At 71.7% G+C, this 25,618-nt stretch carries 23 protein-coding genes; 13 read left to right on the top strand and 10 right to left on the bottom strand.

The genetic code is table 11. The annotated features are described in order from the left end of the window. Positions 1–38 precede the first annotated feature (38 nt). Together IQ210_RS09030 and IQ210_RS09025 are read left to right on the top strand one after the other, a co-directional pair. Positions 39–908: an NUDIX hydrolase gene (locus IQ210_RS09030; RefSeq protein WP_194078365.1), complete on the top strand. Its 870-nt coding sequence runs from the start codon at positions 39–41 to the stop codon at positions 906–908. 80 nt (positions 909–988) lie between these two features. Continuing rightward, positions 989–1,819 carry an MBL fold metallo-hydrolase gene (locus tag IQ210_RS09025; RefSeq protein ID WP_059194069.1) on the top strand — a complete coding sequence of 277 codons (831 nt, stop codon included), beginning with the start codon at positions 989–991 and terminating at the stop codon, positions 1,817–1,819. A gap of 12 nt (positions 1,820–1,831) precedes the next feature. Here IQ210_RS09025 and IQ210_RS09020 read toward each other — a convergent pair whose 3' ends face one another. Together IQ210_RS09020 and IQ210_RS09015 are read right to left on the bottom strand one after the other, a co-directional pair. After that, entirely contained in the window at positions 1,832–2,653 is an 822-nt protein-coding gene (locus IQ210_RS09020) for a nucleotidyltransferase domain-containing protein (protein ID WP_194078364.1), read from the bottom strand. 104 nt (positions 2,654–2,757) lie between these two features. Next, positions 2,758–3,432 (bottom strand): Crp/Fnr family transcriptional regulator, encoded by a 675-nt coding sequence (locus tag IQ210_RS09015; protein ID WP_058924095.1) that lies wholly within the window; start codon positions 3,430–3,432, stop codon positions 2,758–2,760. Between the two features lie 276 nt (positions 3,433–3,708). Here IQ210_RS09015 and nth point away from each other — a divergent pair, with 276 nt between their 5' ends. From nth to IQ210_RS09000, 3 genes are read left to right on the top strand one after another with little or no spacing between them, the layout of a single operon-like run. Continuing rightward, positions 3,709–4,653: an endonuclease III gene (nth, locus tag IQ210_RS09010; protein WP_194078363.1), complete on the top strand. Its 945-nt coding sequence runs from the start codon at positions 3,709–3,711 to the stop codon at positions 4,651–4,653. Positions 4,654–4,705: 52 nt separating this feature from the next. Further along, positions 4,706–5,398: an NUDIX hydrolase gene (locus tag IQ210_RS09005; protein ID WP_194078362.1), complete on the top strand. Its 693-nt coding sequence runs from the start codon at positions 4,706–4,708 to the stop codon at positions 5,396–5,398. 48 nt (positions 5,399–5,446) lie between these two features. Further along, entirely contained in the window at positions 5,447–6,646 is a 1,200-nt protein-coding gene (locus IQ210_RS09000) for a MarP family serine protease (RefSeq protein WP_194078361.1), read from the top strand. Positions 6,647–6,671: 25 nt separating this feature from the next. Here the strand turns inward: IQ210_RS09000 and IQ210_RS47140 are convergent, their stop codons facing one another. From IQ210_RS47140 to acs, 5 genes are all read right to left on the bottom strand, one after another. Further along, entirely contained in the window at positions 6,672–6,854 is a 183-nt protein-coding gene (locus IQ210_RS47140; RefSeq protein ID WP_228047413.1) for a hypothetical protein, read from the bottom strand. 127 nt (positions 6,855–6,981) lie between these two features. Then, entirely contained in the window at positions 6,982–7,926 is a 945-nt protein-coding gene (locus IQ210_RS08995; protein ID WP_194078360.1) for an alpha/beta fold hydrolase, read from the bottom strand. Next, on the bottom strand, positions 7,923–8,411 hold the full coding sequence (locus IQ210_RS08990) for a phage holin family protein (protein ID WP_194078359.1): 489 nt from the start codon (positions 8,409–8,411) through the stop codon (positions 7,923–7,925). The genes IQ210_RS08995 and IQ210_RS08990 overlap by 4 nt, the downstream gene beginning before the upstream one ends. A 47-nt stretch (positions 8,412–8,458) precedes the next feature. After that, positions 8,459–9,895, bottom strand: a complete 1,437-nt coding sequence (gene nhaA / locus IQ210_RS08985; protein ID WP_194078358.1) for a Na+/H+ antiporter NhaA — start codon at positions 9,893–9,895, stop codon at positions 8,459–8,461. 177 nt (positions 9,896–10,072) lie between these two features. Further along, positions 10,073–12,031, bottom strand: coding sequence for an acetate--CoA ligase (acs, locus tag IQ210_RS08980; RefSeq protein ID WP_194078357.1), 1,959 nt, complete (start codon positions 12,029–12,031; stop codon positions 10,073–10,075). Between the two features lie 239 nt (positions 12,032–12,270). On the opposite strand from acs, the gene IQ210_RS08975 reads away from it, so the two are divergent. Together IQ210_RS08975 and IQ210_RS08970 are read left to right on the top strand one after the other, a co-directional pair. Then, positions 12,271–12,891, top strand: a complete 621-nt coding sequence (locus tag IQ210_RS08975) for an RNA polymerase sigma factor (protein WP_194078356.1) — start codon at positions 12,271–12,273, stop codon at positions 12,889–12,891. Then, entirely contained in the window at positions 12,888–13,493 is a 606-nt protein-coding gene (locus IQ210_RS08970) for a hypothetical protein (protein WP_194078355.1), read from the top strand. Before IQ210_RS08975 ends, IQ210_RS08970 begins: the two co-directional genes overlap by 4 nt. A gap of 33 nt (positions 13,494–13,526) precedes the next feature. On the opposite strand, the gene IQ210_RS08965 is transcribed toward IQ210_RS08970, so the two are convergent. Further along, positions 13,527–16,037, bottom strand: a complete 2,511-nt coding sequence (locus IQ210_RS08965; protein WP_194078354.1) for a SulP family inorganic anion transporter — start codon at positions 16,035–16,037, stop codon at positions 13,527–13,529. 308 nt (positions 16,038–16,345) lie between these two features. Here IQ210_RS08965 and IQ210_RS08960 point away from each other — a divergent pair, with 308 nt between their 5' ends. Then, positions 16,346–17,620 carry a polysaccharide deacetylase family protein gene (locus IQ210_RS08960; RefSeq protein ID WP_194078353.1) on the top strand — a complete coding sequence of 425 codons (1,275 nt, stop codon included), beginning with the start codon at positions 16,346–16,348 and terminating at the stop codon, positions 17,618–17,620. A 7-nt stretch (positions 17,621–17,627) separates the two neighbouring features. Here IQ210_RS08960 and IQ210_RS08955 read toward each other — a convergent pair whose 3' ends face one another. Continuing rightward, positions 17,628–18,608: an ATP-binding protein gene (locus tag IQ210_RS08955; RefSeq protein WP_194078352.1), complete on the bottom strand. Its 981-nt coding sequence runs from the start codon at positions 18,606–18,608 to the stop codon at positions 17,628–17,630. A 101-nt stretch (positions 18,609–18,709) separates the two neighbouring features. On the opposite strand from IQ210_RS08955, the gene IQ210_RS08950 reads away from it, so the two are divergent. After that, complete coding sequence (locus IQ210_RS08950) at positions 18,710–19,534, top strand: Fic family protein (protein ID WP_132801058.1); 825 nt, start codon at positions 18,710–18,712, stop codon at positions 19,532–19,534. A gap of 391 nt (positions 19,535–19,925) precedes the next feature. On the opposite strand, the gene IQ210_RS08945 is transcribed toward IQ210_RS08950, so the two are convergent. After that, positions 19,926–20,759 carry an HAD family hydrolase gene (locus tag IQ210_RS08945; protein ID WP_194078351.1) on the bottom strand — a complete coding sequence of 278 codons (834 nt, stop codon included), beginning with the start codon at positions 20,757–20,759 and terminating at the stop codon, positions 19,926–19,928. A gap of 585 nt (positions 20,760–21,344) precedes the next feature. On the opposite strand from IQ210_RS08945, the gene ssd reads away from it, so the two are divergent. From ssd to IQ210_RS08925, 4 genes are all read left to right on the top strand, one after another. After that, positions 21,345–22,448 carry a septum site-determining protein Ssd gene (ssd, locus tag IQ210_RS08940; protein WP_194078350.1) on the top strand — a complete coding sequence of 368 codons (1,104 nt, stop codon included), beginning with the start codon at positions 21,345–21,347 and terminating at the stop codon, positions 22,446–22,448. Positions 22,449–22,600: 152 nt separating this feature from the next. Next, on the top strand, positions 22,601–23,764 hold the full coding sequence (locus IQ210_RS08935) for a TadA family conjugal transfer-associated ATPase (protein ID WP_194078942.1): 1,164 nt from the start codon (positions 22,601–22,603) through the stop codon (positions 23,762–23,764). Continuing rightward, a complete protein-coding gene (locus IQ210_RS08930) occupies positions 23,748–24,620 on the top strand; it encodes a type II secretion system F family protein (RefSeq protein WP_194078349.1) in 873 nt (290 codons plus the stop codon). The genes IQ210_RS08935 and IQ210_RS08930 overlap by 17 nt, the downstream gene beginning before the upstream one ends. A gap of 100 nt (positions 24,621–24,720) precedes the next feature. Beyond that, positions 24,721–25,506, top strand: a complete 786-nt coding sequence (locus IQ210_RS08925) for a type II secretion system F family protein (RefSeq protein ID WP_194078348.1) — start codon at positions 24,721–24,723, stop codon at positions 25,504–25,506. Positions 25,507–25,618 lie beyond the last annotated feature (112 nt).

The following is a 25,618-nucleotide window of genomic DNA, read 5'->3' as shown; positions in this document are numbered from 1 at the left end:
CTCTCGAACATTCGCGCACCACGGGATAGCCTCCGCCCATGGCGAATGGGCAGTGGTTTCCGCAGGACTGGCCGGAACGCATCCGTGCGCTCGCGGAGGGCACCCTCACCCCGGTCGTCCCCAAGCGCGCGGCCACGGTCATGCTCCTGAAGGACACCGCCGCCGGTCCCGCCGTGCACATGCTGCGCAGACGCGCCTCCATGGCCTTCGCCGGAGGCGCGTACGCGTATCCGGGCGGCGGCGTCGACCCGCGCGACGACGACCACCAGATCCGCTGGGCGGGCCCCACGCGCGCGTGGTGGTCACGCAGGCTCGCCGTCACGGAGACCGAGGCCCAGGCGATCGTCTGCGCGGCCGTCCGCGAGACGTACGAGGAGGCAGGCGTCCTTCTCGCCGGTCCGACCCCCGACTCGGTCGTCGGCGACACCACCGGCGCGGACTGGGAGGCCGACCGCGAGGCCCTGGTCGCCCGGGACCTGTCGTTCGCCGAGTTCCTGGAGCGCCGCGGCCTGGTCCTGCGCTCGGACCTGCTGGGGGCGTGGACGCGCTGGATCACCCCCGAGTTCGAGTCCCGCCGCTACGACACCTGGTTCTTCGTCGCGGCCCTGCCCGCCGGCCAGCGCACCCGCAACGCCTCCACGGAGGCGGACCGCACGGTGTGGATCGCACCGGCGGACGCGGCCTCGGCGTACGACAAGGGCGAGCTGCTGATGATGCCGCCCACGATCGCGACACTGCGCCAGCTGAGCGGGTACTCGGCGGCTGCGGAGGCGCTCGCGGCGGCGCCCGGCCGCGACCTGACCCCGGTCCTGGCGCGGGCCAGGCTGGACGGTGAGGAGATTGTCCTGTCCTGGCCGGGGCACGAGGAGTTCACCAAGCACATCCCGACCGGTGGGGCCACGGCGTGACGCGCCGGTCCACGCCGCCACAAGAAGCCACGGCATGACCGCATGACGGCACGGTCCACGCCGCCACAAGGAGCCCTCGTATGACGGACGCAGCAGCCCTTCCCGGCCAGCCACGGGGCGGGGTCCTCTCCGGCCCCGCCACCCCGCGAGCCGTGAACGTGCTGGCGCCCAACGCGTCCGCGATGACCCTGGACGGCACGAACACCTGGATCCTCGCCGAGCCCGACTCCGAACTGGCCGTCGTGGTCGACCCCGGACCGCTGGACGAGGGCCATCTGCGCCATGTCGTCGACACCGCCGAGAAGGCCGGCAAGCGCGTCGCGCTCACCCTGCTGACCCACGGTCACCCGGACCACGCCGAGGGCGCCGCCCGGTTCGCCGAGCTGACCGGCACGCGCGTGCGTGCCCTGGACCCGGCGCTGCGGCTGGGCGACGAGGGGCTGGCGGCCGGGGACGTCGTCACGGTCGGCGGCCTGGAGCTGAGGGTCGTCCCGACGCCCGGCCACACCTCCGACTCCCTGTGCTTCCATCTCCCGGCCGATCAGGCCGTCCTGACCGGCGACACCATCCTGGGCCGCGGTACGACGGTCGTGGCGCACCCCGACGGCCGCCTGGGCGACTATCTGGACTCCCTGCGCCGCCTGCGGTCCCTCACGGTCGACGACGGCGTCCACACGGTCCTGCCCGGCCACGGCCCCGTCCTGGAGGACGCCCAGGGGGCGGTGGAGTTCTACCTCGCCCACCGCGCCCACCGGCTCGCCCAGGTGGAGACGGCCGTGGAGGACGGCTACCGGACCCCGTCCCAGGTCGTCGCCCACGTCTACGCCGACGTGGACCGCTCCCTGTGGCCGGCGGCAGAGCTGTCGGTGCGGGCGCAGATGGACTACCTGGAGGAGCACGGGCTCATCTAGCCCCGGAAGGGGCTAGTCGGGGCGAGGTGCCTTCACGCCGTGCACGCGCGCGTACTCGTCCGCGAGCCAGGGGCCCAGATCGTCGACGTACGACATCAGGACGGCACGGTCCCCGCTCGGCTCGTGGCCGCGTACGGCCGCCTCCCGGAGCTGCTCGGCCCGCTCGGGGTAGTACGTGCCGAACGCCGCCGCCATCTCGCCCAGGTCGCTCGTCCAGCCGTTCCAGCGGGGCATGACGAGGGTGAAGCCGGTGCGGACGAGGTGGCGGGACATGAAACGGACGAGGGGGCGCAGGGCCTCCTCGGAGTCGCCCGCGGCCTCGACGCGGGCGCGCCAGCGGGGGAGCAGCAGGGCGAGGTCCCCGTTGGTCTCGCGGGCCAGGAGCGCGTCGGGGCGGTAGCGCGGCAGGTATTCGGCTAGGTCGTCACCGAGCAGCGGGGTGCACAGACAGGCCACGAACCAGCCGAGGTCGTAGGTCTCCTGCTCGCTCAGGAGCCGCGCCCGGCTGTAGAGCAGCGTCCCGACCCCGTCGATCTCCGGGAACTCCTTGTCGAGCGCGTCCCCGAGGGCCCGTACGGCGTCCCGGTCGGCGTCCGTGGGTTCCTCGCGCAGGGCGACCAGCAGATCGAGGTCGCTGCGGCCCACGCGCGCTGTGCCGCGCGGGATCGAGCCGTAGAGGTAGGCGCTGTGCAGCCGGGACCCGAAGACGTCCAGCAGCCCGTCCCGTGCCATGGCGACGACGGGACGGAAGGCGTGCGGCACGCGCGCGAGGGAGCCTTCGCGCTCGATGTAGCCCTGCGGGTCGAGACCTCTGGAGGGCACATTTTCAGACATGGGACAACTACAGCAGCCCGTCCGGCGTTTGCGGACGAGGCCCTTTAGGCCGAAGCGGGGGTCTGGGGGCGGCAGCCCCCAGAAGGGTCACACCACCGGCAGCGTCACCGCGAGCGCTTCGCGAGCCGCTCGACGTCGAGCAGGATCACCGCACGCGCCTCCAGGCGGAGCCAGCCGCGCTGGGCGAAGTCGGCGAGGGCCTTGTTGACCGTCTCGCGGGACGCGCCGACCAGCTGGGCCAGCTCCTCCTGCGTGAGGTCGTGGACGACGTGGATGCCCTCCTCGGACTGCACGCCGAAGCGGCGGGACAGGTCCAGGAGCGCGCGGGCGACACGGCCCGGGACGTCCGAGAAGACCAGGTCGGACATCTGGTCGTTGGTCTTGCGCAGCCGGCGGGCGACGGCGCGCAGCAGGGCGCCGGCGACCTCGGGGCGGACGTTCAGCCAGGGCTGGAGGTCGCCGTGGCCGAGGCCGAGCAGCTTGACCTCGGTCAGCGCGGTGGCGGTCGCCGTGCGCGGGCCCGGGTCGAACAGCGACAGCTCGCCGATCAGCTCACCGGGGCCGACGACGGCGAGCATGTTCTCGCGGCCGTCGGGGGAGGTGCGGTGGAGCTTGACCTTGCCCTCGGTGACGACGTAGAGCCGGTCGCCGGGGTCGCCCTCGTGGAAGAGGGAGTCGCCGCGAGCGAGAGTCACCTCACTCATGGAGGCGCGCAGCTCCGCGGCCTGCTCGTCGTCGAGAGCCGCGAAGAGCGGGTTGCGCCGGAGGACGTCGTCCACGAGTTCTCTCCTTGTCGACCTGCTCAGGGGATCTTTCTCCCCCTTGGTACCAGGGGACCGTGCTCCCCATTTTGCCGGACGGTCCAAACAGTGTGATCTGTCACAAGGATGCCGCACACCTGTCCTGAGGTAAGCGGCAGGGGTCCAATCGGGGGCCGATCTCCGGGGTCCGGGGCGATTGTCGGTGCCGGGCTTTAGGCTGGCCGGGTGTCCAAATCGCCGGTGAGAGCACAGGCCAAGGGGGCTGGACGGGTGGTTGCACGTCGGGATTCCGCTGTGGGCGAACAGAACTCCGGTGGCGGAAAGAGCAAGGGCGAGAAAGCCGTAAAAGCGACAAAGAAGGCTGCGGTGAAGAAGGCTCCGGAGGTCGTGAAGAAGGCTGCCGCCAAGAAGGTCGCCGTGAAGAAGGCCGCCCCGGCGAAGAAGGTGGCCGTCAAGCCCGCCAAGGCCGAGTCCGCCACGGCCCTGGTCCGCCGCGCCCGCCGTATCAACCGCGAACTGGCCGAGGTCTACCCGTACGCCCACCCGGAGTTGGACTTCACCAACCCCTTCCAGCTCGTCGTCGCCACGGTCCTGTCGGCCCAGACCACCGACCTGAGGGTCAATCAGACGACCCCCGCGCTCTTCGCCAAGTACCCCACCCCCGAGGACCTGGCCGCCGCCAACCCCGAGGAGGTCGAGGAGATCCTCCGTCCGACCGGCTTCTTCCGGGCCAAGACCAAGTCGGTCATAGGGCTGTCGAAGGCGCTCGTGGAGCAGTTCGGCGGCGAGGTGCCCGGCAAGCTGGAGGACCTCGTCAAGCTGCCCGGAGTGGGCCGCAAGACCGCGTTCGTCGTGCTCGGCAACGCCTTCGGGCGGCCCGGCATCACCGTGGACACGCACTTCCAGCGGCTGGTGCGGCGCTGGCGGTGGACGGACGAGACCGACCCCGACAAGATCGAGGCCGCGATCGGCGCGCTGTTCCCGAAGAGCGACTGGACGGACCTGTCCCACCACGTCATCTGGCACGGCCGCCGCATCTGCCACGCCCGCAAGCCCGCCTGCGGCGCCTGCCCGATCGCCCCGCTCTGCCCGGCATACGGCGAGGGCGAGACGGACCCCGAGAAGGCGCAAAAGCTCCTCAAGTACGAGAAGGGCGGCTTCCCGGGCCAGCGCCTCAACCCGCCCCAGTCCTATCTGGACGCGGGCGGCAAGGCGGCCCCGCCGCTGGGGGCCGGATGACGGAACGATCAGCGGGTGCCCGGGCGTTGAAGCGGGTGGAACGGGGGTGGCGATGACGCACGCGAGCAATGCGCAGGGCAGCGTGGCGCTGCGCAAGGACGGTCTGCCCGGCTGGCTGGACCCGGTGGTGCACGCCGTGGAGACGGTCGAGCCACTGCAACTGAGCCGCTTCCTGCCGCCGGCGGACGGCGCGGGGCGGCAGTCCGCCGTACTGATCCTGTTCGGGGACGGCGAGCGCGGGCCCGAGCTGCTCCTCATGGAGCGGGCCAGCTCGCTGCGCTCCCATGCCGGGCAGCCGTCCTTCCCCGGCGGCGCCCTCGACCCGGAGGACGGCGACCCGCAGGGCGACGGGCCGCTGCGGGCCGCGCTGCGCGAGGCCGAGGAGGAGACCGGCCTCGATCCGTCCGGCGTCCAGCTCTTCGGCGTCCTGCCCAAGCTGTACATCCCGGTCAGCGGCTTCGTCGTCACGCCCGTGCTGGGCTGGTGGCGCGAGCCGACGCCGGTGGGGGTCGTCGACCCGGGCGAGACGGCCCGCGTCTTCACCGTCCCCGTGGCGGATCTCACGGACCCGGACAACCGTGCCACCACCGTCCACCCCAGCGGCCACCGAGGCCCGGCATTCCTGGTCGAATCGGCCCTGGTCTGGGGATTCACGGCCGGAATCATCGACCGGCTGCTGCACTACTCCGGCTGGGAGCGCCCCTGGGACCGGGACAAGCAGGTCCCGCTCGACTGGCGGTCATGACAGGGTGTCTGCCGTGCTGTGTCATGTGATGAGGCGAGGCCTGAACCGGTGAACGTGCTGGACATCCTGTTGCTGGTCGCCGCCGTGTGGTTCGCGATCGTCGGCTATCGCCAGGGCTTCGTCGTCGGCATCCTGTCGGTGATCGGTTTCCTGGGCGGCGGTCTCGTCGCCGTCTATGTGCTCCCCGTCATCTGGGACGCCCTGACCGACAAGGCGGAGGTCAGCACCACCGCGGCCGTCGTCGCCGTGGTCGTCGTCATCGTCTGCGCCTCCGTCGGCCAGGCCCTGACCACGCATCTCGGCAACAAGCTCCGCCGCTACATCACCTGGTCCCCGGCCCGCGCCCTGGACGCCACCGGCGGCGCCCTGGTCAACGTGGTCGCGATGCTCCTCGTGGCCTGGCTCATCGGCTCCGCGCTCGCCCAGACCACGCTGCCGACCCTCGGCAAGGAGGTCCGCGGCTCCAAGGTGCTCCTCGGCGTCTCCGAGGCGCTGCCGGACGCGGCCGACACCTGGTTCAAGGACTTCACCTCGGTCCTCGCGCAGAACGGCTTCCCGCAGGTCTTCAGCCCGTTCTCCGACGAGCCGATCAAGGAGGTCCAGCCGCCGGACCCCGCGCTCGTCAACAGCCCGGTCGCGGCCAAGGCCAAGCAGTCCATCGTCAAGGTCATGGGCACCGCCCAGAGCTGCGGCAAGGTCCTCGAGGGCACCGGCTTCGTCTTCGGCGAGCGCCGCGTCATGACCAACGCGCATGTGGTGGGCGGCGTAGACGAGCCCACCGTCCAGATCGGCGGCGAGGGCCGGAAGTACGACGCCACGGTCGTGCTGTACGACTGGGAGCGCGACATCGCCGTCCTCGACGTACCCGAACTGAAGGCGCCCGCCCTGAAGTTCACGGCGACGGACGCCGTGAGCGGCGACGACGCGATCATCGCCGGGTTCCCGGAGAACGGCGCGTACGACGTCCGTGCCGCGCGCGTGCGCGGCCGCATCCCGGCCAACGGTCCGGACATCTACCACCGCGGCACCGTGCACCGCGATGTGTACTCCCTCTACGCGACCGTCCGCCAGGGCAACTCCGGCGGCCCGCTGCTCACGCCCGAAGGCGAGGTGTACGGGGTCGTGTTCGCCAAGTCCCTCGACAACGCCGACACCGGCTACGCGCTGACCGCGGACGAGATCCGGGAGGACATCGACAAGGGGCGCACCGCGAACGAGCAGGTGGACAGCGACAGCTGCGCGCTGTGAGCCGTGTGAGGGGCCTGAGCCTGCGTCAGCCCCGGGTGTGACGCAGTCGTACCGAGACCCAGCGGGCCCGGCGGCGCAGGATGCGCGGGATGCCCACCCGGAGGTCCGTGCCCTGCTCCTGCGGGGCCCCTCCTCGCTGGTGGGGGCTCAGACCGTGGCCCGAGCGGCGGTTGCGTGCTGCGTCACTGTAGTCGTGCGTCCAGCCCATACCCCGACGTGTGCCCCTGCCCCAAGGTCGATAACCGCCCCCACGGCCCCCAATTGGCCTATGCGCCGGGCAATTGGCTGTTCGTAGGACAGATGTTCAGGTCCGGATACCGGGCGCGTCCGGACGGTCACCGATCGGGTTCGGGATCCTTCAGCCAATTGATCAGTTCGGTGGAGAAAGCGACCGGGTCCTCTTCATGGGGGAAGTGCCCGAGCCCGTCGAACAGCCGCCAGCGGTACGGCGCTTCGACGTACTCCCCGGAACCGGCCGCGCTCCGGGTCCGCATCACCGGATCGAGCGAGCCGTGCAGATGCAGCGTCGGCACGCGGACCGGTCGCTTCATGCGCCGGTTGAACTGGATGCCGTCCGGGCGGGCCATCGAGCGCACCATCCAGCGGTACGGCTCGATCGAGCAGTGCGCGGTCGACGGGATGCACATCGCGCGACGGTACGTCTCCACCGCGTCGTCGTCCGGCAGGCTCGGCCCGGACCAGTCCCGGATCAACTCGGCGACCAGCGCGCCGTCGTCCGCGGTCAGCTGCCGCTCCGGGATCCAGGGGCGCTGGAACCCCCAGATGTACGACCCGGCGCGGGTCTGTTTGACGTCCGAGAGCATCGCCGAGCGCCAGCGCCGCGGATGCGGCATCGAGGACACCGCGAGCCGCCGGACCAGCTTCGGCCGCATCGCCGCCGCCGTCCACGCCAGATATCCGCCCAGGTCATGGCCGACCAGCGCGGCGTCCGGCTCGCCGAGGGAGCGGATCACGCCGGTGATGTCGAGGGCGAGGTTCGCCGGGTCGTAGCCGCGCGGGGTGCGGTCGCTGCCGCCGACGCCCCGCAGGTCCATGGCGACGGCCCGGAACCCGGCGTCCGCGAGCGCGGGCAGCTGATGCCGCCACGCCCACCAGAACTGCGGGAAGCCGTGCAGCAGCAGCACCAGCGGCCCGTCGCCCATCTCGGCGATGTGGAACCGCGCGCCGTTGGCGGCGACGTCCCGGTGGGTGACCTGTCTGTCACCGAGGACGTCGGGCCGTACGACGGATTCGGCCGAAGGAGTGGCGGGCTCGCTCATGACGACGAGCGTGCCACAGCCTCGATGGCCTCCGGGACACGGTCCTGCGGCAGCTCCGGCCGCGGGTGCGGCTTGGCCTTCTGCAGGACGCTCGCCGTCTCCTTCATCGACGCCGCGGTCTTCTGCGCGCCGCCGCTCTGCTTCGCCTTCTTCGCGAAGACCACGCCGATCAGCGCGAGGATGCCCGCGATGAGGACGTTCGCCGCGAAGGACAGCAGGAAGCAGACCGCGAGGTTCCAGTCGCTCCAGGTCCGGATGCCGTACGCCAGGGCGAAGTTCAGCATCGGCAGCGAGAACACCAGGACCCCGCCGGCCACCATGAACGCGCCGCCGCTCGTCGCGCCGCGCTTCACGTCCCGCTTGAGCTGCGCCTTGGCCAGTGCGATCTCGTCGTGCACCAGCGCGGACATCTCGGTCGTCGCCGAGGCGAACAGCTGGCCGATACTGCGTTCGGCGCCGACCGGGCTGCCGTCGGGTGCGCTCATCGCGGTCTCCCTGCGTAAGGATTCGTCTTTTGTACCGTCCCGTCAGATCATGCCCGACGGTCGTCCTCCTCGCCTGCCCCGCCCGCCACTTCGGCAAGCCCGGCGCGTTGCGCGGCCTTCAGTTCGGCGATCCGGCGGTGCTCGGCGGCCTTGTTCTCGTAGATCGCGGCCATCCGCAGGTGGTACGCCGGGTCGTCCTCCTCGTAGATGTCCGGGATGCCGTCGAGGTCCTCGTCGCGCTCCTCGGCCTCGACCATCCGCCGGTACTTGGCGTTGCGCACCTTCAGCAGCACGGTCGCGAGGGTCGCCGCGATGAGCGAGCCCATCAGGACGGCCGCCTTGACCTCGTCGGTGAGGGCCGCGTCCCCGTCGAAGGCCAGCTCGCCGATGAGCAGCGACACGGTGAAGCCGATGCCGGCGAGGGTCGCGACGGCGAAGACGTCCGCCCACTCCAGGTCGTCGCTGAGGGAGGCCCGGGTGAAGCGTGCCGTCAGCCAGGTCCCGCCGAAGATGCCGATCGCCTTGCCGACCACGAGTCCGAGGACGACGCCGAGCGTCTCCGGCTTGGTGAACACGTCGCCCACGGCGCCGCCGGAGACCGAGACACCGGCGCTGAACAGCGCGAACAGCGGCACGGCCAGGCCCGCCGAGAGCGGCCGTACGAGGTGTTCGACATGCTCGCCGGGGGAGTGCTGCTCGCCCTCGCGCGTGGTGCAGCGCAGCATCAGGCCCATGGCGACGCCGGCGATGGTGGCGTGGACGCCGCTGTTGTACATCAGCCCCCAGATCACCAGGGCGAGCGGGACGTACACGTACCAGCCGCGCACTCCCTTGCGCAGCAGCAGCCAGAAGACGGCCAGGCCGATCACCGCGCCGCCGAGGGCGGCGAAGTCGATCCGGTCGGTGAAGAAGACCGCGATGATCAGGATCGCGAAGAGGTCGTCGACGACGGCGAGCGTGAGCAGGAAGGCGCGCAGGGCGCTGGGCAGGGACGTACCGATGACGGCGAGCACGGCGAGCGCGAAGGCGATGTCGGTCGCGGTCGGGACCGCCCAGCCGTCGAGCGATCCGCCGCCGCTGAGGTTGGTGAGCGTGTAGACGAGCGCCGGTACGGCCATCCCGCACAGGGCCGCGACGACCGGCAGCGCGGCCGCCTTGGGGTCCCTGAGGTCACCGGCGACCAGCTCGCGCTTGAGTTCGATGCCGGCGACGAAGAAGAAGATCGCGAGGAGCCCGTCGGCGGCCCAGTGGGCGACGGAGAGGTTCAGACCGAGGGCTTCGGGGCCGAAGTGGAAGTGGCTGACCGACGCGTAGCTGTCGTGCAGCCCGGGTACGTTCGCCCAGATCAGCGCGGCGATCGCGGCCACCAGCAGCAGCACACCGCCGACGGTCTCGGTGCGCAGCGCGTCCGCCACGAAGGTCCGTTCGGGCAGCGACAGCCGTCCGAAGACCTTGCGGGGGGTGGTGGAGCGGGGCGCGGCCATGAGGGGGACCTCCGGTCGGTGGGTAGGGCAGAGCTGCTCGCCGACCAGACTTCCCGGCACACCTATGGGGTCACGCTAGTTTTGTTTAGTTTACCTAAAAGGGGCGCCCGGCGCGTTCTCACGCCGGGCACCCCTGTTCTACGGCGGTGAAGCCACCCCGGTTCTGCGGGGCGAGCCTCAGTCCTCGCTGGGCGCGGCCGGGAGCTTGGCCTGGATGAGGTCCATGACCGTGGAGTCGGTCAGGGTCGTCACGTCACCCAGCTGGCGGTTCTCGGCGACGTCCCGCAGCAGGCGGCGCATGATCTTGCCGGAGCGGGTCTTCGGCAGCTCGGCCACCGGCAGGACGCGCTTGGGCTTGGCGATCGGGCCGAGGGTGGCGCCGACGTGGTTGCGCAGGTCGGCGATGAGGTTCTCGTCCTCGGCGTTCGCCGTGCCGCGCAGGATCACGAAGGCGACGATGGCCTGCCCGGTCGTCTCGTCGGCGGCACCGACGACGGCCGCCTCGGCGACGGACGGGTGGGAGACGAGCGCCGACTCGACCTCGGTGGTGGAGATGTTGTGCCCGGACACGAGCATCACGTCGTCCACCCGGCCGAGCAGCCAGACGTCGCCGTCGTCGTCCTTCTTCGCGCCGTCACCGGCGAAGTACTTGCCCTCGAAACGCGACCAGTACGTGTCGAGGAACCGCTGGTCGTCACCCCAGATGGTGCGCAGCATCGACGGCCACGGCTCGGTGAGGACCAGGTAGCCGCCACCGCCGTTCGGCACCTCGTTGGCCTCGTCGTCGACGACGGTCGCGGAGATGCCGGGCAGCGGGGTCTGCGCCGAACCGGGCTTGGTCTCGGTGACGCCGGGCAGCGGCGAGATCATCATCGCGCCGGTCTCGGTCTGCCACCAGGTGTCCACGATCGGCGTCTTGTCCGCACCGATGTGCTTGCGGTACCAGATCCACGCCTCGGGGTTGATGGGTTCACCGACGGAGCCGAGAACCCTCAACGAGGACAGGTCGAACTTCGCGGGGATGTCGTCGCCCCACTTCATGAACGTACGGATGGCGGTCGGCGCCGTGTACAGGATCGTCACCCCGTACTTCTGCACGATCTCCCAGAAGCGGCCCTGGTGCGGAGTGTCCGGCGTGCCCTCGTACATGACCTGGGTGGCGCCGTTCGCGAGCGGCCCGTAGACGATGTACGAGTGCCCGGTGACCCAGCCGACGTCGGCCGTGCACCAGTACACGTCCGTCTCCGGCTTCAGGTCGAAGACGGCGTGGTGGGTGTACGCGGCCTGGGTCAGGTAACCGCCGGAGGTGTGCAGGATGCCCTTCGGCTTACCCGTCGTACCCGACGTGTAGAGGATGAACAGCGGCTGCTCGGCCTCGAAGGCCTCGGCCGTGTGCTCGGCCGACTGCCGCTCGACGATCTCGTGCCACCACACGTCCCGGCTGTCGTCCCAGGCGACGTCCTGTCCGGTACGGCGTACGACCAGAACGTGCTCGACGTTGTCGACCTTGCCGATCGCCTCGTCCACGGCCGGCTTGAGCGCGGACGGCTTGCCGCGCCGGTAGCCGCCGTCGGAGGTGATGACGACCTTGGCGTCGGCGTCCTGGATACGGGTCGCGAGCGCGTCCGCGCTGAACCCGCCGAAGACGACGGAGTGCGCGGCGCCGATGCGGGCGCAGGCCAGCATCGCGATCGCCGTCTCCGGGATCATCGGCATGTAGACGGCGACCCGGTCGCCCTTCTGAACTCCCAGCTCCAGCAGGGCGTTCGCGGCCTTGGAGACCTCGTCCTTGAGCTCGGCGTAGGTGATCGCACGGCTGTCGCCGGGCTCCCCCTCGAAGTGGATGGCGACCCGGTCGCCGTTGCCCGCCTCGACATGCCGGTCGACGCAGTTGTACGCGACGTTGAGCTCGCCGTCCTTGAACCACTTGGCGAACGGCGGGTTCGACCAGTCCAGTGTCTCGGTCGGCTCCTTGGCCCAGGTCAGCCGACGGGCCTGCGTGGCCCAGAAGCCGAGCCTGTCAGCCTTGGCCTGTTCGTACGCCTCCGCGGTGACGTTGGCGTTCGCTGCCAGGTCCGCGGGCGGCGCGAACCTGCGCTCTTCCTTGAGCAGGTTGGCCAAGGATTCGTTGCTCACGACATCTCCCTTGCAGTGTTTTGCCGGGGCGACCGTTGTGTCCCAGGCCACAGCTCATCAGACCGAAGCCCCTGCTGACAAGGGTCGACGGAAAATTGGTTTAGACCTGTGGGGGACCGTTTTGGTACGTCTCTCTCGGTGGCCGACGTCATCCGTACCCACGGACGCCGACCAGGCAGAGTTCAGTCCCTGTAACGCCTTTCACACTCCGACCCAAGTACTGATGAAGCGCCACCGACATGAAGGGGGTACGTGTGGAAGGGATACGGGGCGGGCCGCAGGCGGCGGTCCGCGACCCAGAGCTCTTCGAGGAGTTCTACCGGCGCCATGTGGACGCGATGACATCTTTCGTGGCCCGGCGTGTCGCCGACCCGCACACCGTCGCCGACCTGACCGCCGAGATCTTCCTCGCGGTCCTGGACTCCGCCCACACCTACCGCCCGGGCCGGGGCAGCGAGACGGCCTGGCTCTACGGCATCGCCCGCAACGTCGTCGCCGGCGAGCACCGCCGGGTGGCCCGCGAGACGGCCCGCGACCGGCGCATCTCCGGGCGGCGGCTGCTGGAGCCGGACGACATCGCACGCCTGGAGGACAAGCTCGACGCGGAGTCCCCGGGCCGCCGCGCCCTGGCCGCGCTGGAACGGCTCCCCGCGGGGGAGCGAGCCGTTCTGGAGCTGATCGTGGTCGACCAGCTGACGGTCTCCGAGACCGCCGCCGCACTGGGCATCACCCAGGTCACGGCCCGCGTACGGCTGCACCGGGCCCGCAAGTCGCTGCGCCGTGCGGCGGACGAGCCCGCCGATGGACCGCGCGGCACGTCCCTGTCGTACGTCACCGGAGGAAACGGGGGAGAGGCATGACCACCAGGACGACATTCGAGGACCGGCTGCTGGTGGAACTGCGCCGCGAGATCGACCTGCGCGCGGACGACGGCACGGCCGAGGCAGCGCCGACGCCCGCGGGACGCCGCCGCTTCAGGGCCCGTACGGCTTTCACGGCGCCGAGGCTCGGACTCGTCGCCCTGGCCTGCGCCGCCGCCGCGGGCGCTGCGGTGCTGATGCCGGGCTCCCCCGCCGAGACCCCCGCCTACGCGGTGGTGTCGCACTCGGACGGAACCGTGACGGTCACCATGAACGAGTTCGGCCTCGGCGGCACCCTGCCGGACGGGCTCGTCGAAAAGCTCAAGGCACACGGCATCCACGTGGTCGTGGACAAGCTGCCCAACGGCTACGAGTGCACCGAGCCTCGGGGGAAGGGGGTGCGGAGCCGCTCGGATCAGAGCCCCGGCTGGGTGTTCGACCTGCGGCGCGGGGACTCCCTGGTCGTCGAGAAGATGGGGCAGCGCCAGCCGGACGGGAGCTTCCTGCCGGCCACCGGCCTCGCCTTCTTCCGCGGTGAGGTCGCCCCGTGCGATCCGGTCCCCGCCCCGCCCCACCCGGCGGAGACGTCCGTTCCCCGCTGAGCGGGGCGTCCGGGTGGGGCGGGACCGCGACGGTCACGCCGGGCTGCGCAGATCCTCCGTGCCGACCACGTGATCCGTCACGTGGTCGAACACGCCTGCCTCCGACGCCTCGGTGAGCAGATACGCCTGCGCCTCGCCCACGTGGAAGTACATCCCGTGCAGCTCCAACTCCCCTCTGTGCAGCGCCCGGGCCACCGACTCGTGCGCCCGCAGATGCTCCAACTGCTGGACCACGTTGGTCAGACACAGCTGCTCCACCGCGTCCGCGGGCGCCCGGCCGGCGAGTCCGGCCCACGGCCTGCTGTCGTCGGCCATGCGCTCCAGACTCGGCAGACCGTGCCGCAGCCACCGCTTGAGCGGCGTCTGGACGCCTCCGGGCTCGGAGTTGAGCAGCGCCTGCATGGCTCCGCACCCGGAGTGCCCGCACACCGTGATGGACCGCACCTTCAGCACGTCCACCGCGTACTCGATCGCGGCGGCGACCGAGTCGTCCCCGCTCTCCTCGCCGGGCAGCGGAACGAGGTTGCCGACGTTGCGCACCACGAACAGGTCGCCCGGACCACTGGAGGTGATCATCGAGGTGACCAGCCGGGAGTCGGCGCAGGTGAGGAAGAGCTGGGAGGGCCGCTGACCCTCGCGGGCCAGCCGGGCCAGCTCGCCCCGCACCAGGGGCGCGGTGTGGCGCTGGAACGCGCTGATGCCACGGGCCAGTTCATGCCCGCTCGGACCGACAGCGCCGGCGCCGGGGGAGGGGGCGCCAGGAGCACCGGACGTGCCGGGCGCGCCGGATGCGCCGGATGCTCCGGGTGAGTTGGACGCGTCGGATGCCTGGGACGTCACGGACGGTGGTGCGGACGGAGGGCGTTCGCACTGGTGGTTGCGCCAGGGTGTCCAGGGGCGGCAGCGGCAGCCTGCGGCGGTGGGCGCGTCGGCGTCGTCCGTCGGGGGCGTGGCGCCCGCGCCGGTCGCGGGTGTCTCGCCGGGCTCGGCGATAGTGATTCCGGACCGGCGGCCGGTGAGTTCGACGGTGCCGCCCTGCGCGGTGTGCGTGTTCTGCCAGTCCTGCAGGGACTCGTACGCCGCGTGGTCCATGAAGGAACCGTCCAACTCGACGACGACATGGGCGCCTTGGGGCACGAGGTGCAGGGCCCGGCTGAGGCGGGGCACCGCGAGGAACGTCAACTGGCCGCGTACATGGACGTGATGGACTCCTTCCTGTTCGTCGTGCTCGTGGGTGATGCGGGTGCGGGTGAGGCGGTGCAGGGCGACGGCGACGGCCACGGCGATGCCGAGCGTCACGCCCTCCAGGACGCCGAGGACCACCACGCCGAGGGTGGTGACGGCGTAGACCAGGACCTCTCGGTGGCGGGTCACCGTACGGATGTGGTGCAGGGACACCATCTGGATGCCGACGGCCATCACCAGGGCGGCGAGCGAGGCGAGCGGGATGAACTCCAGGACCGGGACCATCAGCAGTGCGGCGATCACTACGAGAACGCCGTGCAGCATCGTGGAGTTCCGGCTCACGGCACCCGCGTGCACATTCGCCGAACTCCGCACGGCGACCCCGGCGACCGGGAGTCCGCCGAGCGCGCCGGACACGACGTTGGCGGCGCCCTGGCCGAGCAGTTCGCGGTCCAGGTCGGAGCGTCCGACCTGGGCCGTCAGGCCCGGCCGGGCGGCCGCCATCTTGTCCACGGCGACCGCGCCGAGGAGCGACTGCACGCTGCACACCAGGGTGGTCGTCAGGACGGCGGCGACGATGCCGAGCACCGGACCCTCGGGGAGTCCGGCCAGGGCATGGCTGCTCCAGGAGGGCAGGTCGACCTTGGGCAGGGTCAGCCCGGCGAGGGCCGCGACCGCGCTGGCGCCGGTGACGGCGACGAGGGCGGCCGGGACCTTGCGCAGCAGGCGGCCCACCCGGCCCGGGATGCGGGGCCAGAGCAGCAGCAGGGTCAGCGTCAGCGCGCTCACCGACACGGCGGCGGGCGCGAGGCCGGCCAACTGGGCAGGCAGCGCACGGAGGTTGGCCAGGACGGAACTCTGCGGGGTGCCGCCCAGAACGATGTGCAGCTGGGCGACGGCGATGGTGACGCCGATGCCGGCCAGCATGCCGTGCACGATCGCGGGGCTGACGGCGAGCGCGGTGCGGGCCACGCGCAGGCAGCCGAGGCCGAGTTGGGCGAGCCCGGCGAGGACCGTGATCGCACAGGTCGTGCGCCAGCCGTAGCGGTGGATGAGGTCGGCGGTGACGACCGTGAGTCCGGCGGCCGGGCCGCTCACCTGGAGCGGGGAGCCGCCGAGCCGTCCGGCGACAAGGCCTCCCACGGCGGCGGCGACGAGGCCGGCTTGGAGGGGCGCGCCGGTGGCGAGGGCGATGCCGAGGGACAGGGGCAGGGCGATCAGGAAGACCGCGATCGAGGCCGACACGTCGGCGCCCGCGATACGGAAGCGGCGGGGCCGGGACGGCGGGGGGCTGTGGGGTCGGTGGATGCGCTTGGTCCGACTCGAGTCGGCGGCGCGGGTGGGGACGCAGGCGGACATAATTCCCGTCTCCTCCGGGGCAGCGCGGTCGCGGAACAGGTGGTCCCCCGGCTCTTGCGGGGGGTCGGGTCGCGGCCGTGGGTCACGGCGTGCAGCGGCGGGATGAATCAACGCTCGGTAAACGGATCGTAATTCAGAGTAAAGGCCAGGCATAGACTTTCCTGGCAAATAGGCTAATAAGTCACCCATCAGAGTGATGCGGATATTTGATCGGCTTGTCGTACTAATTCCTTCTCGGTCTCGTGCGAGCTTGGCGGCGCTGTCGTTGGCCCCAGTTCCCGAGACAGAAGGAAGTAGGTGGGCGGAACATGGCCGCCACCCAGAGGATCGCCGCCGGCGCCGTGGTCGCCGCGGTCTGTGCCGCATCGCTCGCCGGTTGCGCGATCGGCACCGACGGTTCCAAGGAAGGGGCCGCCGGCCCGCAGAAGGCGAAGCCCGCCCAGGCGCCGCCGAAGAGCCCGGTCCGCCTGATCGGCGACGGCTCCACCGCGTACACCGGCGCCCAGCCGCACCTGCCCCGCCCGGAACGCCTGAAGCCCGGTCAGAAGCCGCCGCAGTTCGTGGTGTTCTCCTGGGACGGCGCCGGCGAGGACGGCCAGAAGCTGTTCTCCCACTTCCGCAAGGTCGCCAAGGCGAACAACGCGACCATGACCTACTTCCTCAGCGGCGTGTACATGCTGCCGGAGGAGAAGCGCGACCTGTACCGGCCGCCGCAGCACTCCCCGGGCCGCTCCGACATCGGCTTCAACGACGAGGAGGGCATCGCCGCGACCGTGAAGCAGCTGCGCGGGGCGTGGCTGGAGGGCAACGAGATCGGCACCCACTTCAACGGCCACTTCTGCGGCAGCGGCGGCGGGGTCGGCCAGTGGTCGGTCGAGGACTGGAAGGACGAGATCGCCCAGGCGAAGCAGTTCGTGAAGTCCTGGAAGACCAACACCGGCATGAAGAAGGCCGCCCCGCTCCCCTTCGACTACGACAAGGAACTCGTCGGCGCCCGTACGCCCTGCCTGGAGGGCCAGAAGAACTTCATGAAGGCCGCCCGTGAGCTGGGCTTCCGCTACGACACCAGCGGTGTCAACGACCAGCTCTGGCCCCGGAAGAAGGAGGGGCTGTGGGACCTGTCGATGCAGCTCGTGCCGTTCCCCGGGCACTCCTACGAGCAGCTGACCATGGACTACAACTTCATGGTCAACCAGTCCGGCACCAACACCCAGGGCGACCCGAACAAGTACGAGTTCTGGGGCGACCAGATGCGTGACGGCCTGCTCAAGGGCTTCCACCGCGCCTACGACGGCAACCGCGCCCCGCTGATCATCGGCAACCACTTCGAGTCCTGGAACGGCGGCACCTACATGCGCGCCGTCGAGGAGACCGTCGAGCAGGTCTGCAACAAGCCCGACGTGCGCTGCGTCTCCTTCCGGCAGCTCGCCGACTGGCTGGACGCCCAGGACCCCGAGACCCTGGCCAAGATGCGGACGCTCGGCGTCGGCGAGGCCCCGAAGCAGGGCTGGGCGTCCTTCCTCTCCGGCCGTCCGGCCCCGGCCCCGAAGGGCGTACCGGGGGCGCCGGCAGCCAAGCGGTAGGAGCCCGTCAGGCGCTCGCCACCAGGCTCTCGCCGAGCACGAACCCGGGGTCGACCTGCGCCGCCAGGTCGGCCCCGGTGCGCTCGTTGCCCCAGGCCTGGGCGTTCTTCAGGTGGAAGTGCACCATCTGGTGGGTGTAGCGCTGCCAGTCGCGCAGGTCGTACGTCGCGTCGACGGCCGTCTGCAGCAGGCGCAGGGCGCGGCGGTTGGTGTCCTCCAGGAGTGCGAACCGGGGCGGCCGGCCCTTCTCCATGGCGCGCACCCAGTCCGAGTGCCCGACCGTCACGAGCAGGTCGTCCCCGACCTCGGCACGCAGGAAGTCGAGGTCTTCCTGCCCCTGCACCTTGTTGCCGACGACTTTCAGCACGACGCCGTAGTCCCGGGCGTACTCCTTGTACTGGCGGTAGACGGAGACCCCCTTCCGGGTCGGCTCGGCGACGAGGAACGTGATGTCGAAGCGGGTGAACATGCCGGAGGCGAAGGAGTCGGAGCCGGCCGTCATGTCCACCACGACGTACTCGTCACGCCCGTCCACCAGGTGGTTCAGGCACAGCTCCACCGCTCCTGTCTTGGAGTGGTAGCAGGCCACTCCGAGGTCGGCGTCGGTGAAGGGCCCGGTGACCATCAAACGGACGGTGTCGCCGTCGAGTTCCACCGGCCGGGCGCAGGCGTCGTAGACCGGGTTGTCCTCGCGCACCCGCAGCAGCCGGGAGCCCTCGCCGGGCGGTGTGGTCTTGATCATCGTCTCGGCGGAGGCGATCCGCGGGTTGTCGCCGCGCAGGTACTCCTTGATGAGCTTCAGCCGCTCGCCCATCGCGGGCAGCGCGGCGGCCTCCGCCTCGTCGAGGCCGAGGGCGGCGCCCAGGTGCTGGTTGATGTCGGCGTCGACCGCGACCACCGGCCGCCCGGTCGTGGCGAGATACCGGATGAACAGGGAGGACAGGGTGGTCTTGCCGCTGCCGCCCTTCCCGACGAAAGCAATTTTCATGTTCACGAAGGGTAGTGGTGCGGTAGCTGTACGTGGCAGGTGTGCGTGAAGAAGACCACTCCATCGTGGGGTCCGGTCCGCCGTTGCGTAATGTCGTACTCATGAGTACGACAGGCGCGACCGCCGACCCGCTCGCGGCCCTGGGCTCGCTGCCCGGTGTGGCCGACTCCGTGGAGTCCGTGCGCAAGGCCGTGGACCGGGTCTACGGGCACCGGATCATGCGGCGCCGCAGCAACACGGTCACCGGCGAGGCCGCGCTGCGCGGCTCCCGCGGCTCCGCGGCGCTGTCCGGCGCCGACTGGGCCCTCGAAGAGGTGCGCCGCCGCTCCGACTTCAGCGGGGACGACGAGGCGCGCGTGATGGGCGCCGCGCTCAGGCTGACCGCCGAGGCGGGTCAACTGCTGTCCATCTGGCGGCAGTCGCCGCTCCGGGTCCTGGCCCGGCTGCACCTGGTGGCCGCCGCGAGCAATGGCGACGAGGTCGGGCGTCCGCGCCGGGAGGGCGAACCGGTCGACGAGCCGCTGATCGAACTGCCGCTGCCCAGTGCGGCGGAGGTCAACGGCCGCCTGGAGGGCCTGTCCGAGCTGATCATCGCGGGCAGTTCCGCCCCCGCGCTGGTGACGGCCGCCGTCGTCCACGGCGAACTCCTTGCGCTGCGGCCCTTCACCTCCCACAACGGCCTCGTCGCGCGCGCGGCCGAGCGCATCGTCCTGATCGGCAGCGGCCTCGACCCCAAGTCCGTCTGCCCGGCGGAGGTCGGCCACGCCGAACTGGGCCGCGCGGCCTACCTGGCGGCGCTCGAAGGGTATGTCTCCGGCACTCCGGAGGGGATGGCCGCCTGGATCGCCCACTGCGGCAAGGCGGTCGAACTCGGCGTGCGCGAGTCGACGGCGGTGTGCGAGGCGTTGCAGCGCGGGGCGGCGTGAAGCACGCAAAAGGCCCCCGCACGGGGGCCTGAACAGGGTTGCGGCGGTACGAGGATTCGTACCGCCGCTGGCATGCTCACCGGGTTACCAAGCGTCCTCGATATGTTGCCCATCAGGTCGGGAACTTTGCCCGTCACCTGGTGCGGCTGGCCCGTAATCGACGGGTCGACGTCGCGTGGGTGCCCAGTGTTCATGCTCGGTCCGTGGGGCCAAATGCGTTATTAAGGTGATCCTCTCGGATGTCCTTGGTCTCGCGGGCCGTTAACCCCTTTGTACTCCAGGACCCGGGCAAGCGGAAGTGCTGGCTGCAGTTCTTTACTTTTACTCTCAAACAGGCGCTAAACGGGCACCGATATACCGGACATGGGCACAGTCGTGACGCCGCCGCAGCTCAGAGCGCCGTCGCCCGGCGCCGGCTCGCGTACCAGACGAGACCCGCGGTGGCCGCTGCGGCCCCTATGGCGGCCGCCGCGACCAGCGCCGGACGGGGCGGTACGGAGAACGCGGGGAACCGCTGCTTGAGCCGGACCGGCCGGTGGAAATCGAGAATCGGCCACCCGCGCGCGAGCGCCTCGCGACGCAGCGCGCGGTCCGGGTTCACGGCGTGCGGACGGCCGACCGACTCGAGCATCGGCAGATCGGTCGCCGAGTCGCTGTAGGCGTAACAGCGCTCCAGGTCGTACCCCTCGGACTCGGCCAGCTCCTTGATTGCCTCGGCCTTCGTCGGGCCGTACGCGTAGTACTCCACCTCGCCGGTGAAGCAGCCGTCCTCGCCGACCACCATCCGGGTCGCCACCACGCGGTCCGCGCCGAGGAGTTCACCGATCGGCTCGACGACCTCCGCGCCGGACGTGGACACGATCACGACGTCGCGGCCGGCGGTGTGGTGCTCCTCGATGAGGGAGGCGGCCTCGTCGTAGATGATCGGGTCGATCAGGTCGTGCAGGGTCTCGGCGACGATCTCCTTCACCTGCTGGACGTTCCAGCCGCGCACGAGCTGGGAGAGGTACTCGCGGGTGCGCTCCATCTGGTCGTGGTCCATACCGCCCACGAGGAAGACGAACTGGGCGTACGCGGTACGTACCGCGGCCCTGCGGTTGATCAGCCCGCCTTGGTAGAACGACTTGCTGAACGTGAGCGTGCTCGACTTCGCAATGACCGTCTTGTCCAGGTCAAAGAAGGCCGCTGTGCGGGGCAAGGAGTGGTTTTCCACGACCCCGAGCATAGGCGCAGCCCATTCGGCGTAAGGTGGGGCGCGTGGGTTTGCCTGAGAGGGCTCTCGGGTACACCATGGAAGTCACGGATCGTTCGCGACCGTGCTAACCCGGCCCGGCTCCTCCCCCCCCGAGTCGGCCGTGGAGACGACCCCCACTCTCCCCCCCGGTGGGGGTCGTCGCATGTCCGGGTGGGTTTTCCCCTCTTCGCAGGCGACTGGACCGCCGCACCGAGGCGGCTTCGGCCGCCTCTTTCGCGTGCCCATGATCCGTCACCGTCCGTAGCTGTAGCGCTGCTCTGCGGAAGTCGCACAGAGGTCGGTACGGATCGGTGTACAGCTCACCGGTTCGGGTGACGGACATATTCACAACGGCCGAGTTGTCCACAGATATTGACCAAGATCCACTTTATTTCCCGCTGCGTTGCACCGTGATTCCAGCGCGGCCCGCCGGCGCCGACTTGATGGCCGGATCCGGTTAGTCGGCCGCGTTTGGCCGGTTCCTATCGGCCGTTCATATGGAGGCCGGTTGCCGGTTCTTCACACGTTCGGGAATCGCGAGGCCCTTGGTGCCCTCGCGAGATGCAGCGAAGGGGGATGGAAAGCGTGGCCGCAGCCGTCACACACGATCCGCCGTCCGGCGCCGGAGGGCGACAGGGCGGACCATTGATCATCACCGAGGACCCCGGGCTCCTCGACGACCTGCTCCGGCTCTGCGCGGCGGCCGGCGCCACACCCGAGGTGCACCCAGGGGTGCCCGAGCCGCGGGACCGATGGGAGGCCGCGCCGCTCGTCCTGGTCGGCGACGACGCCGTACGACGGGTGCGGGGCGCCGCGCGCAGAGGCGGGGTGGTCCTCGTCGGCAGGGACCAGGACGACTCCGGGGTGTGGCGCCGGGCCGTCGAGATCGGCGCCGACCACGTCCTGATGCTGCCCGACGGCGAGCAGTGGCTCGTCGACCGGATCGCCGACGTCGCCGAAGGCGTCGGCCGGCCCGCCCTCACCGTCGGCGTCATCGGCGGCCGGGGCGGGGCCGGAGCCTCCACGCTCGCGTGTGCGCTCGCCGTCACCTCCGCGCGGGAGGGACTGCGCACCCTGCTCGTGGACGCCGATCCGCTGGGCGGCGGACTCGACGTACTGCTCGGCGGGGAGACCGCCGAGGGGCTGCGCTGGCCGGCGTTCGCCGCCTCGCGCGGCAGGGTCGGCGGCGGCGCCCTGGAGGAGTCGCTGCCCGAGCTGCACTCCCTGCGGGTGCTCAGCTGGGACCGCGGCGACTGCGTCGCCGTCCCGCCGCAGGCCGTCCGCGCGGTGCTCGCCGCGGCCCGGCGCCGGGGCGGCACGGTCGTCGTCGACCTGCCCCGCCGTATCGACGGCGGTGTGGCCGAGACGCTCGCCCAGCTCGACCTCGGCATCCTCGTCGTCCCCGCCGAACTGCGGGCCGTCGCGGCGGCCGGGCGGGTGGCCTCCGCGGTCGGGATGGTCGTACGCGACCTGCGGGTGGCGGTACGGGGGCCGTACGCGCCCGGACTCGACGACCGGGAGGTGGCACGGCTGCTCGGCCTGCCCCTGGTGGGCGAGGTGCCGGTCGAGGCGGGCCTGCTGCGCCCGCACGAGACCAGGACACCGCCCGGCGCCGGGAGGGGGCCGCTGACGCGGTTCTGCAAGGAGTTCTGGGAGCGGGCACTGGTGGAGGCGGCATGACCACGGTGCTGGAGGACGAGTGGGCACGCGCGCGTGGCGTACCGGGAGTGTTCGAGGGCGCGCGGGGCGGCGGGCCGGGGGTGGCCGAGGGCGCGCGGGGTGGCGCGGACGCGGGGCCGGGTGCGTTCGGCCGGGCACAGGACGGGGCCGACATGGCTCCGGAACTGCTCGACGGCGTACGGCAGTGGCTTGCCGAGAGCGGGGCCGAACCGACGCCCGCGCGCGTGGCGCAGGCGCTGCGTGAACAGGGGCGGGTGCTCGGGGACGCCGAAGTCCTGGGCGCCGCCGCGCGGCTGCGGTCCGAGCTGGTCGGCAGCGGGCCGCTGGAGCCGCTGCTCGCCGACCCGTACGTCACCGACGTCCTGGTGTCGGCGCCGGACCGGGTCTGGGTGGACCGGGGCGGCGGGCTGGAGCTGACCGGGGTCTCCTTTCCCGACGCTGCGGCCGTACGACGCCTCGCGCAGCGGCTGGCCGCGGTGGCCGGGCGGCGCCTCGACGACGCACGGCCGTGGGCGGACGCCCGGCTGCCCGACGGGACGCGGTTGCACGCGGTGCTGCCTCCGGTGGCCGTCGACTGCACGTGTCTGTCGCTGCGGGTCGTGCGGCCGCGCGCGTTCACGCTCGACGAGCTGGTGGCGGCGGGCACCGTGCCGCCGGGCGGGGACCGGGTGCTGCGGGCGCTGGTCGACGCGCGGCTGTCGTTCCTCATCAGCGGCGGGACCGGCACCGGCAAGACGACGCTGCTGAGCGCGCTGCTGGGGCTGGTCGGGCCCGGGGAGCGGATCGTGCTCGCCGAGGACTCGGCGGAACTGCGGCCCGACCATCCGCACGTCGTCCGCTTGGAGAGCAGACCGGCCAACCAGGAGGGCGCGGGCCTGGTCACGCTCCAGGACCTGGTGCGGCAGGCGCTGCGGATGCGGCCGGACCGGCTCGTCGTGGGCGAGGTGCGGGGGCCTGAAGTAGTGCATCTGCTGGCCGCGTTGAACACCGGCCACGAAGGCGGCTGCGGGACGGTCCACGCGAACGCCGCCGCCGATGTGCCGGCCCGCCTGGAGGCGCTGGGCACGGCCGCCGGACTCGACCGGGCCGCGCTGCACTCCCAGGTGGCGGCCGCGCTGTCGGTGGTGCTGCACCTGGTGCGCGACCGGACCGGGCGACGACGGATCGCCGAGGTGCGGGTGCTGGAACGGGACCCGTCGGGGCTGGTGCGCACGGTGCCGGCGCTGCGGTGGGGCGTGGAGGGCTTCGCGTACGAGCGGGGATGGGAGCGGCTGCGGGGGCTGCTCGGAGAGGGATGCCATGACCGGGGTGAGTGAGATGTCGGCCGGTGCTGCCGTGGCCTGCGTCGGGGCGGTGGTCTGGTTGCTGGGCGGGCCCCATGTCGGTGCTCGGAGGGCGCGGTTGCTGCTCGCGGGGAGCGGTGGTGTGGCCGGGACCGGGCCGCCGCTGTGGGGGCAACTGGGCGGCGAGGTGCGGCGGTTGCGGGGGAGGCTGGGGGCCGAGTGGTGGTCGGCGGCAGCCGGGGCGGTGCTCGCGGTGCTGGGGGCCTCGGTGGTGCCGCTCGTCGTGGGGCTGGCCGGGGTGCCGTTGCTGCGGCGGGTGCGGTGGGCCCGGCGGGAGCGGCAGGCCCGGGAGCGGCGCGGGGACGCGGTCATCGCGCTGTGCGGGGTGCTCGCCGGGGAGGTGCGGGCCGGGCGGCAGCCGGGCGAGGCACTGCTGCGGGCGGCCCGTGACTGCGACGGGCTCGGTGACGCCCAGTCGGCGGTGCTGGCGGCGGCGCGGTTCGGTGGTGACGTGCCGGACGCGCTCGCGGCGGCGGCACGGCAGCCGGGCGCCGGTGGGCTGCTGGGGCTCGCGGCGTGCTGGCGGGTCGCCGTGGACCGGGGTGCGGGGCTGGCCGCCGGGGTCGACCGGCTCGAAGCGGCGTTGCGTGCCGAGCGGGACCAACGCGCCGACCTGCGTGCCCAGTTGGCGGGCGCCCGCTCCACGGCCCTGATGCTCGCCGGCCTGCCGGTCCTGGGCCTGCTCCTCGGCACGGCCCTCGGCTCCGACCCGCTCCATGTCCTGCTGCACACCGGACCGGGGCTGGGATGCCTGGTGGTGGGCGGGGTGCTGGAGGGACTGGGGATGTGGTGGGCGATGCGGATCGTGCGGGGAGCGGAGGCGCTGTGAGACGGGGGCGGGGTGGGAGAAGGGCCGTCTTGCGGGCTGGTGCGAGGCGGGCAAGGGGCGGTGGCGGCCTGGAGCGTCGGGGTGTGCGGAGGAGGGTGCTGTGAGTGCGGAAGTTGTCCACAGGCTGGGGGCGGTGGTGGGGGCCTTGCTGGTTCTCGCGTGGGTCGCGAGGTGGGTCGAGGGGGTTCGCCGCGAGCGGCGGGTTCGGCGGCGGCTGGCCCGGTTGGTGGCGCGGGAGGCGCGGGACGCCGGGCCGCGGGGTGACATGCGGACGGCCGTACGGCGGTGGCTGCCCTCGGTGGGGGTGGTGGCCGGCGGCTGGGCTCTCGTCGGGGGTGCGGCCGGGGTCGCCGTCGGGCTGGGCGTCGCCGCCGGGCTGTGGTGGTGGCGGAGGCGGCAGACGGTCGCGGGCGCCGAGGAGGAGTACGACGTCGGAGAGGCCGCGCGTCAACTGCCGCTCGCGGCTGATCTGCTGGCGGCCTGTATCGCGGCCGGTGCCGGTCCGGTGGTCGCGGCGCAGGCCGTGGGCGAGGCGCTGGGCGGCCCGGTCGGGGAAGGGCTGGCGCGGGGTGCGGCGGAGGTGCGGCTGGGTGGTGAACCCGGCGACGCCTGGCGGCGGTTGGCCTCGATGCCGGGTGCGGGGCCGCTGGCGCGGCTGCTGGAACGGGCCGACGTCTCCGGGCTGCCCGCCGCCGTCCCCGTCGCCCGGATCGCCGCGGAAGCCCGGGCCGACTGGGCGCGTACCGCGACGGCACGGGCCCGGAGGGCCGCCGTCCTCGTGACCGCGCCGGTGGGGCTGTGCTTTCTGCCCGCGTTCATCGCGGTGGGGGTGCTGCCCATCGTGATCGGACTGGCGGGCGCGGCCATGGGAGGGGGTGGTGGATGACGGGGGCGGGGGTGAAGCGGTTCCGGTGATCGCGAAGCAGTAGGCATCACAGAAGCAGTTCGCATCACAGAAGCAGTTCGCAACAGAGAAGCAGTAGGCAACAGAGCTGATC

Origin of the sequence: Streptomyces justiciae (assembly GCF_015163075.1) — a bacterium.
Taxonomy (GTDB): domain Bacteria; phylum Actinomycetota; class Actinomycetes; order Streptomycetales; family Streptomycetaceae; genus Streptomyces; species Streptomyces justiciae.
The sequence above is the reverse complement of the archived record's forward strand: the minus strand, read 5'-3'. Positions and strand labels throughout refer to the sequence as shown.

Coding starts and splice junctions, on each gene's coding strand:
- IQ210_RS08995 (WP_194078360.1), bottom strand. CDS start 7,926: ATGAGCGAGCCCGCCACTCCTTCGGCCGAATCCGTCGTACGGCCCGAC.
- IQ210_RS09030 (WP_194078365.1), top strand. CDS start 39: ATGGCGAATGGGCAGTGGTTTCCGCAGGACTGGCCGGAACGCATCCGT.
- IQ210_RS08970 (WP_194078355.1), top strand. CDS start 12,888: ATGACCACCAGGACGACATTCGAGGACCGGCTGCTGGTGGAACTGCGC.
- ssd (WP_194078350.1), top strand. CDS start 21,345: ATGGAAAGCGTGGCCGCAGCCGTCACACACGATCCGCCGTCCGGCGCC.
- IQ210_RS09020 (WP_194078364.1), bottom strand. CDS start 2,653: ATGTCTGAAAATGTGCCCTCCAGAGGTCTCGACCCGCAGGGCTACATC.
- IQ210_RS08965 (WP_194078354.1), bottom strand. CDS start 16,037: ATGTCCGCCTGCGTCCCCACCCGCGCCGCCGACTCGAGTCGGACCAAG.
- IQ210_RS08960 (WP_194078353.1), top strand. CDS start 16,346: ATGGCCGCCACCCAGAGGATCGCCGCCGGCGCCGTGGTCGCCGCGGTC.
- IQ210_RS08975 (WP_194078356.1), top strand. CDS start 12,271: ATGAAGGGGGTACGTGTGGAAGGGATACGGGGCGGGCCGCAGGCGGCG.
- nhaA (WP_194078358.1), bottom strand. CDS start 9,895: ATGGCCGCGCCCCGCTCCACCACCCCCCGCAAGGTCTTCGGACGGCTG.
- IQ210_RS08935 (WP_194078942.1), top strand. CDS start 22,601: ATGGCTCCGGAACTGCTCGACGGCGTACGGCAGTGGCTTGCCGAGAGC.
- IQ210_RS08945 (WP_194078351.1), bottom strand. CDS start 20,759: ATGCTCGGGGTCGTGGAAAACCACTCCTTGCCCCGCACAGCGGCCTTC.
- IQ210_RS08930 (WP_194078349.1), top strand. CDS start 23,748: ATGACCGGGGTGAGTGAGATGTCGGCCGGTGCTGCCGTGGCCTGCGTC.
- IQ210_RS08955 (WP_194078352.1), bottom strand. CDS start 18,608: ATGAAAATTGCTTTCGTCGGGAAGGGCGGCAGCGGCAAGACCACCCTG.
- IQ210_RS47140 (WP_228047413.1), bottom strand. CDS start 6,854: ATGGGCTGGACGCACGACTACAGTGACGCAGCACGCAACCGCCGCTCG.
- IQ210_RS08990 (WP_194078359.1), bottom strand. CDS start 8,411: ATGAGCGCACCCGACGGCAGCCCGGTCGGCGCCGAACGCAGTATCGGC.
- IQ210_RS09025 (WP_059194069.1), top strand. CDS start 989: ATGACGGACGCAGCAGCCCTTCCCGGCCAGCCACGGGGCGGGGTCCTC.
- IQ210_RS09005 (WP_194078362.1), top strand. CDS start 4,706: ATGACGCACGCGAGCAATGCGCAGGGCAGCGTGGCGCTGCGCAAGGAC.
- IQ210_RS08950 (WP_132801058.1), top strand. CDS start 18,710: ATGAGTACGACAGGCGCGACCGCCGACCCGCTCGCGGCCCTGGGCTCG.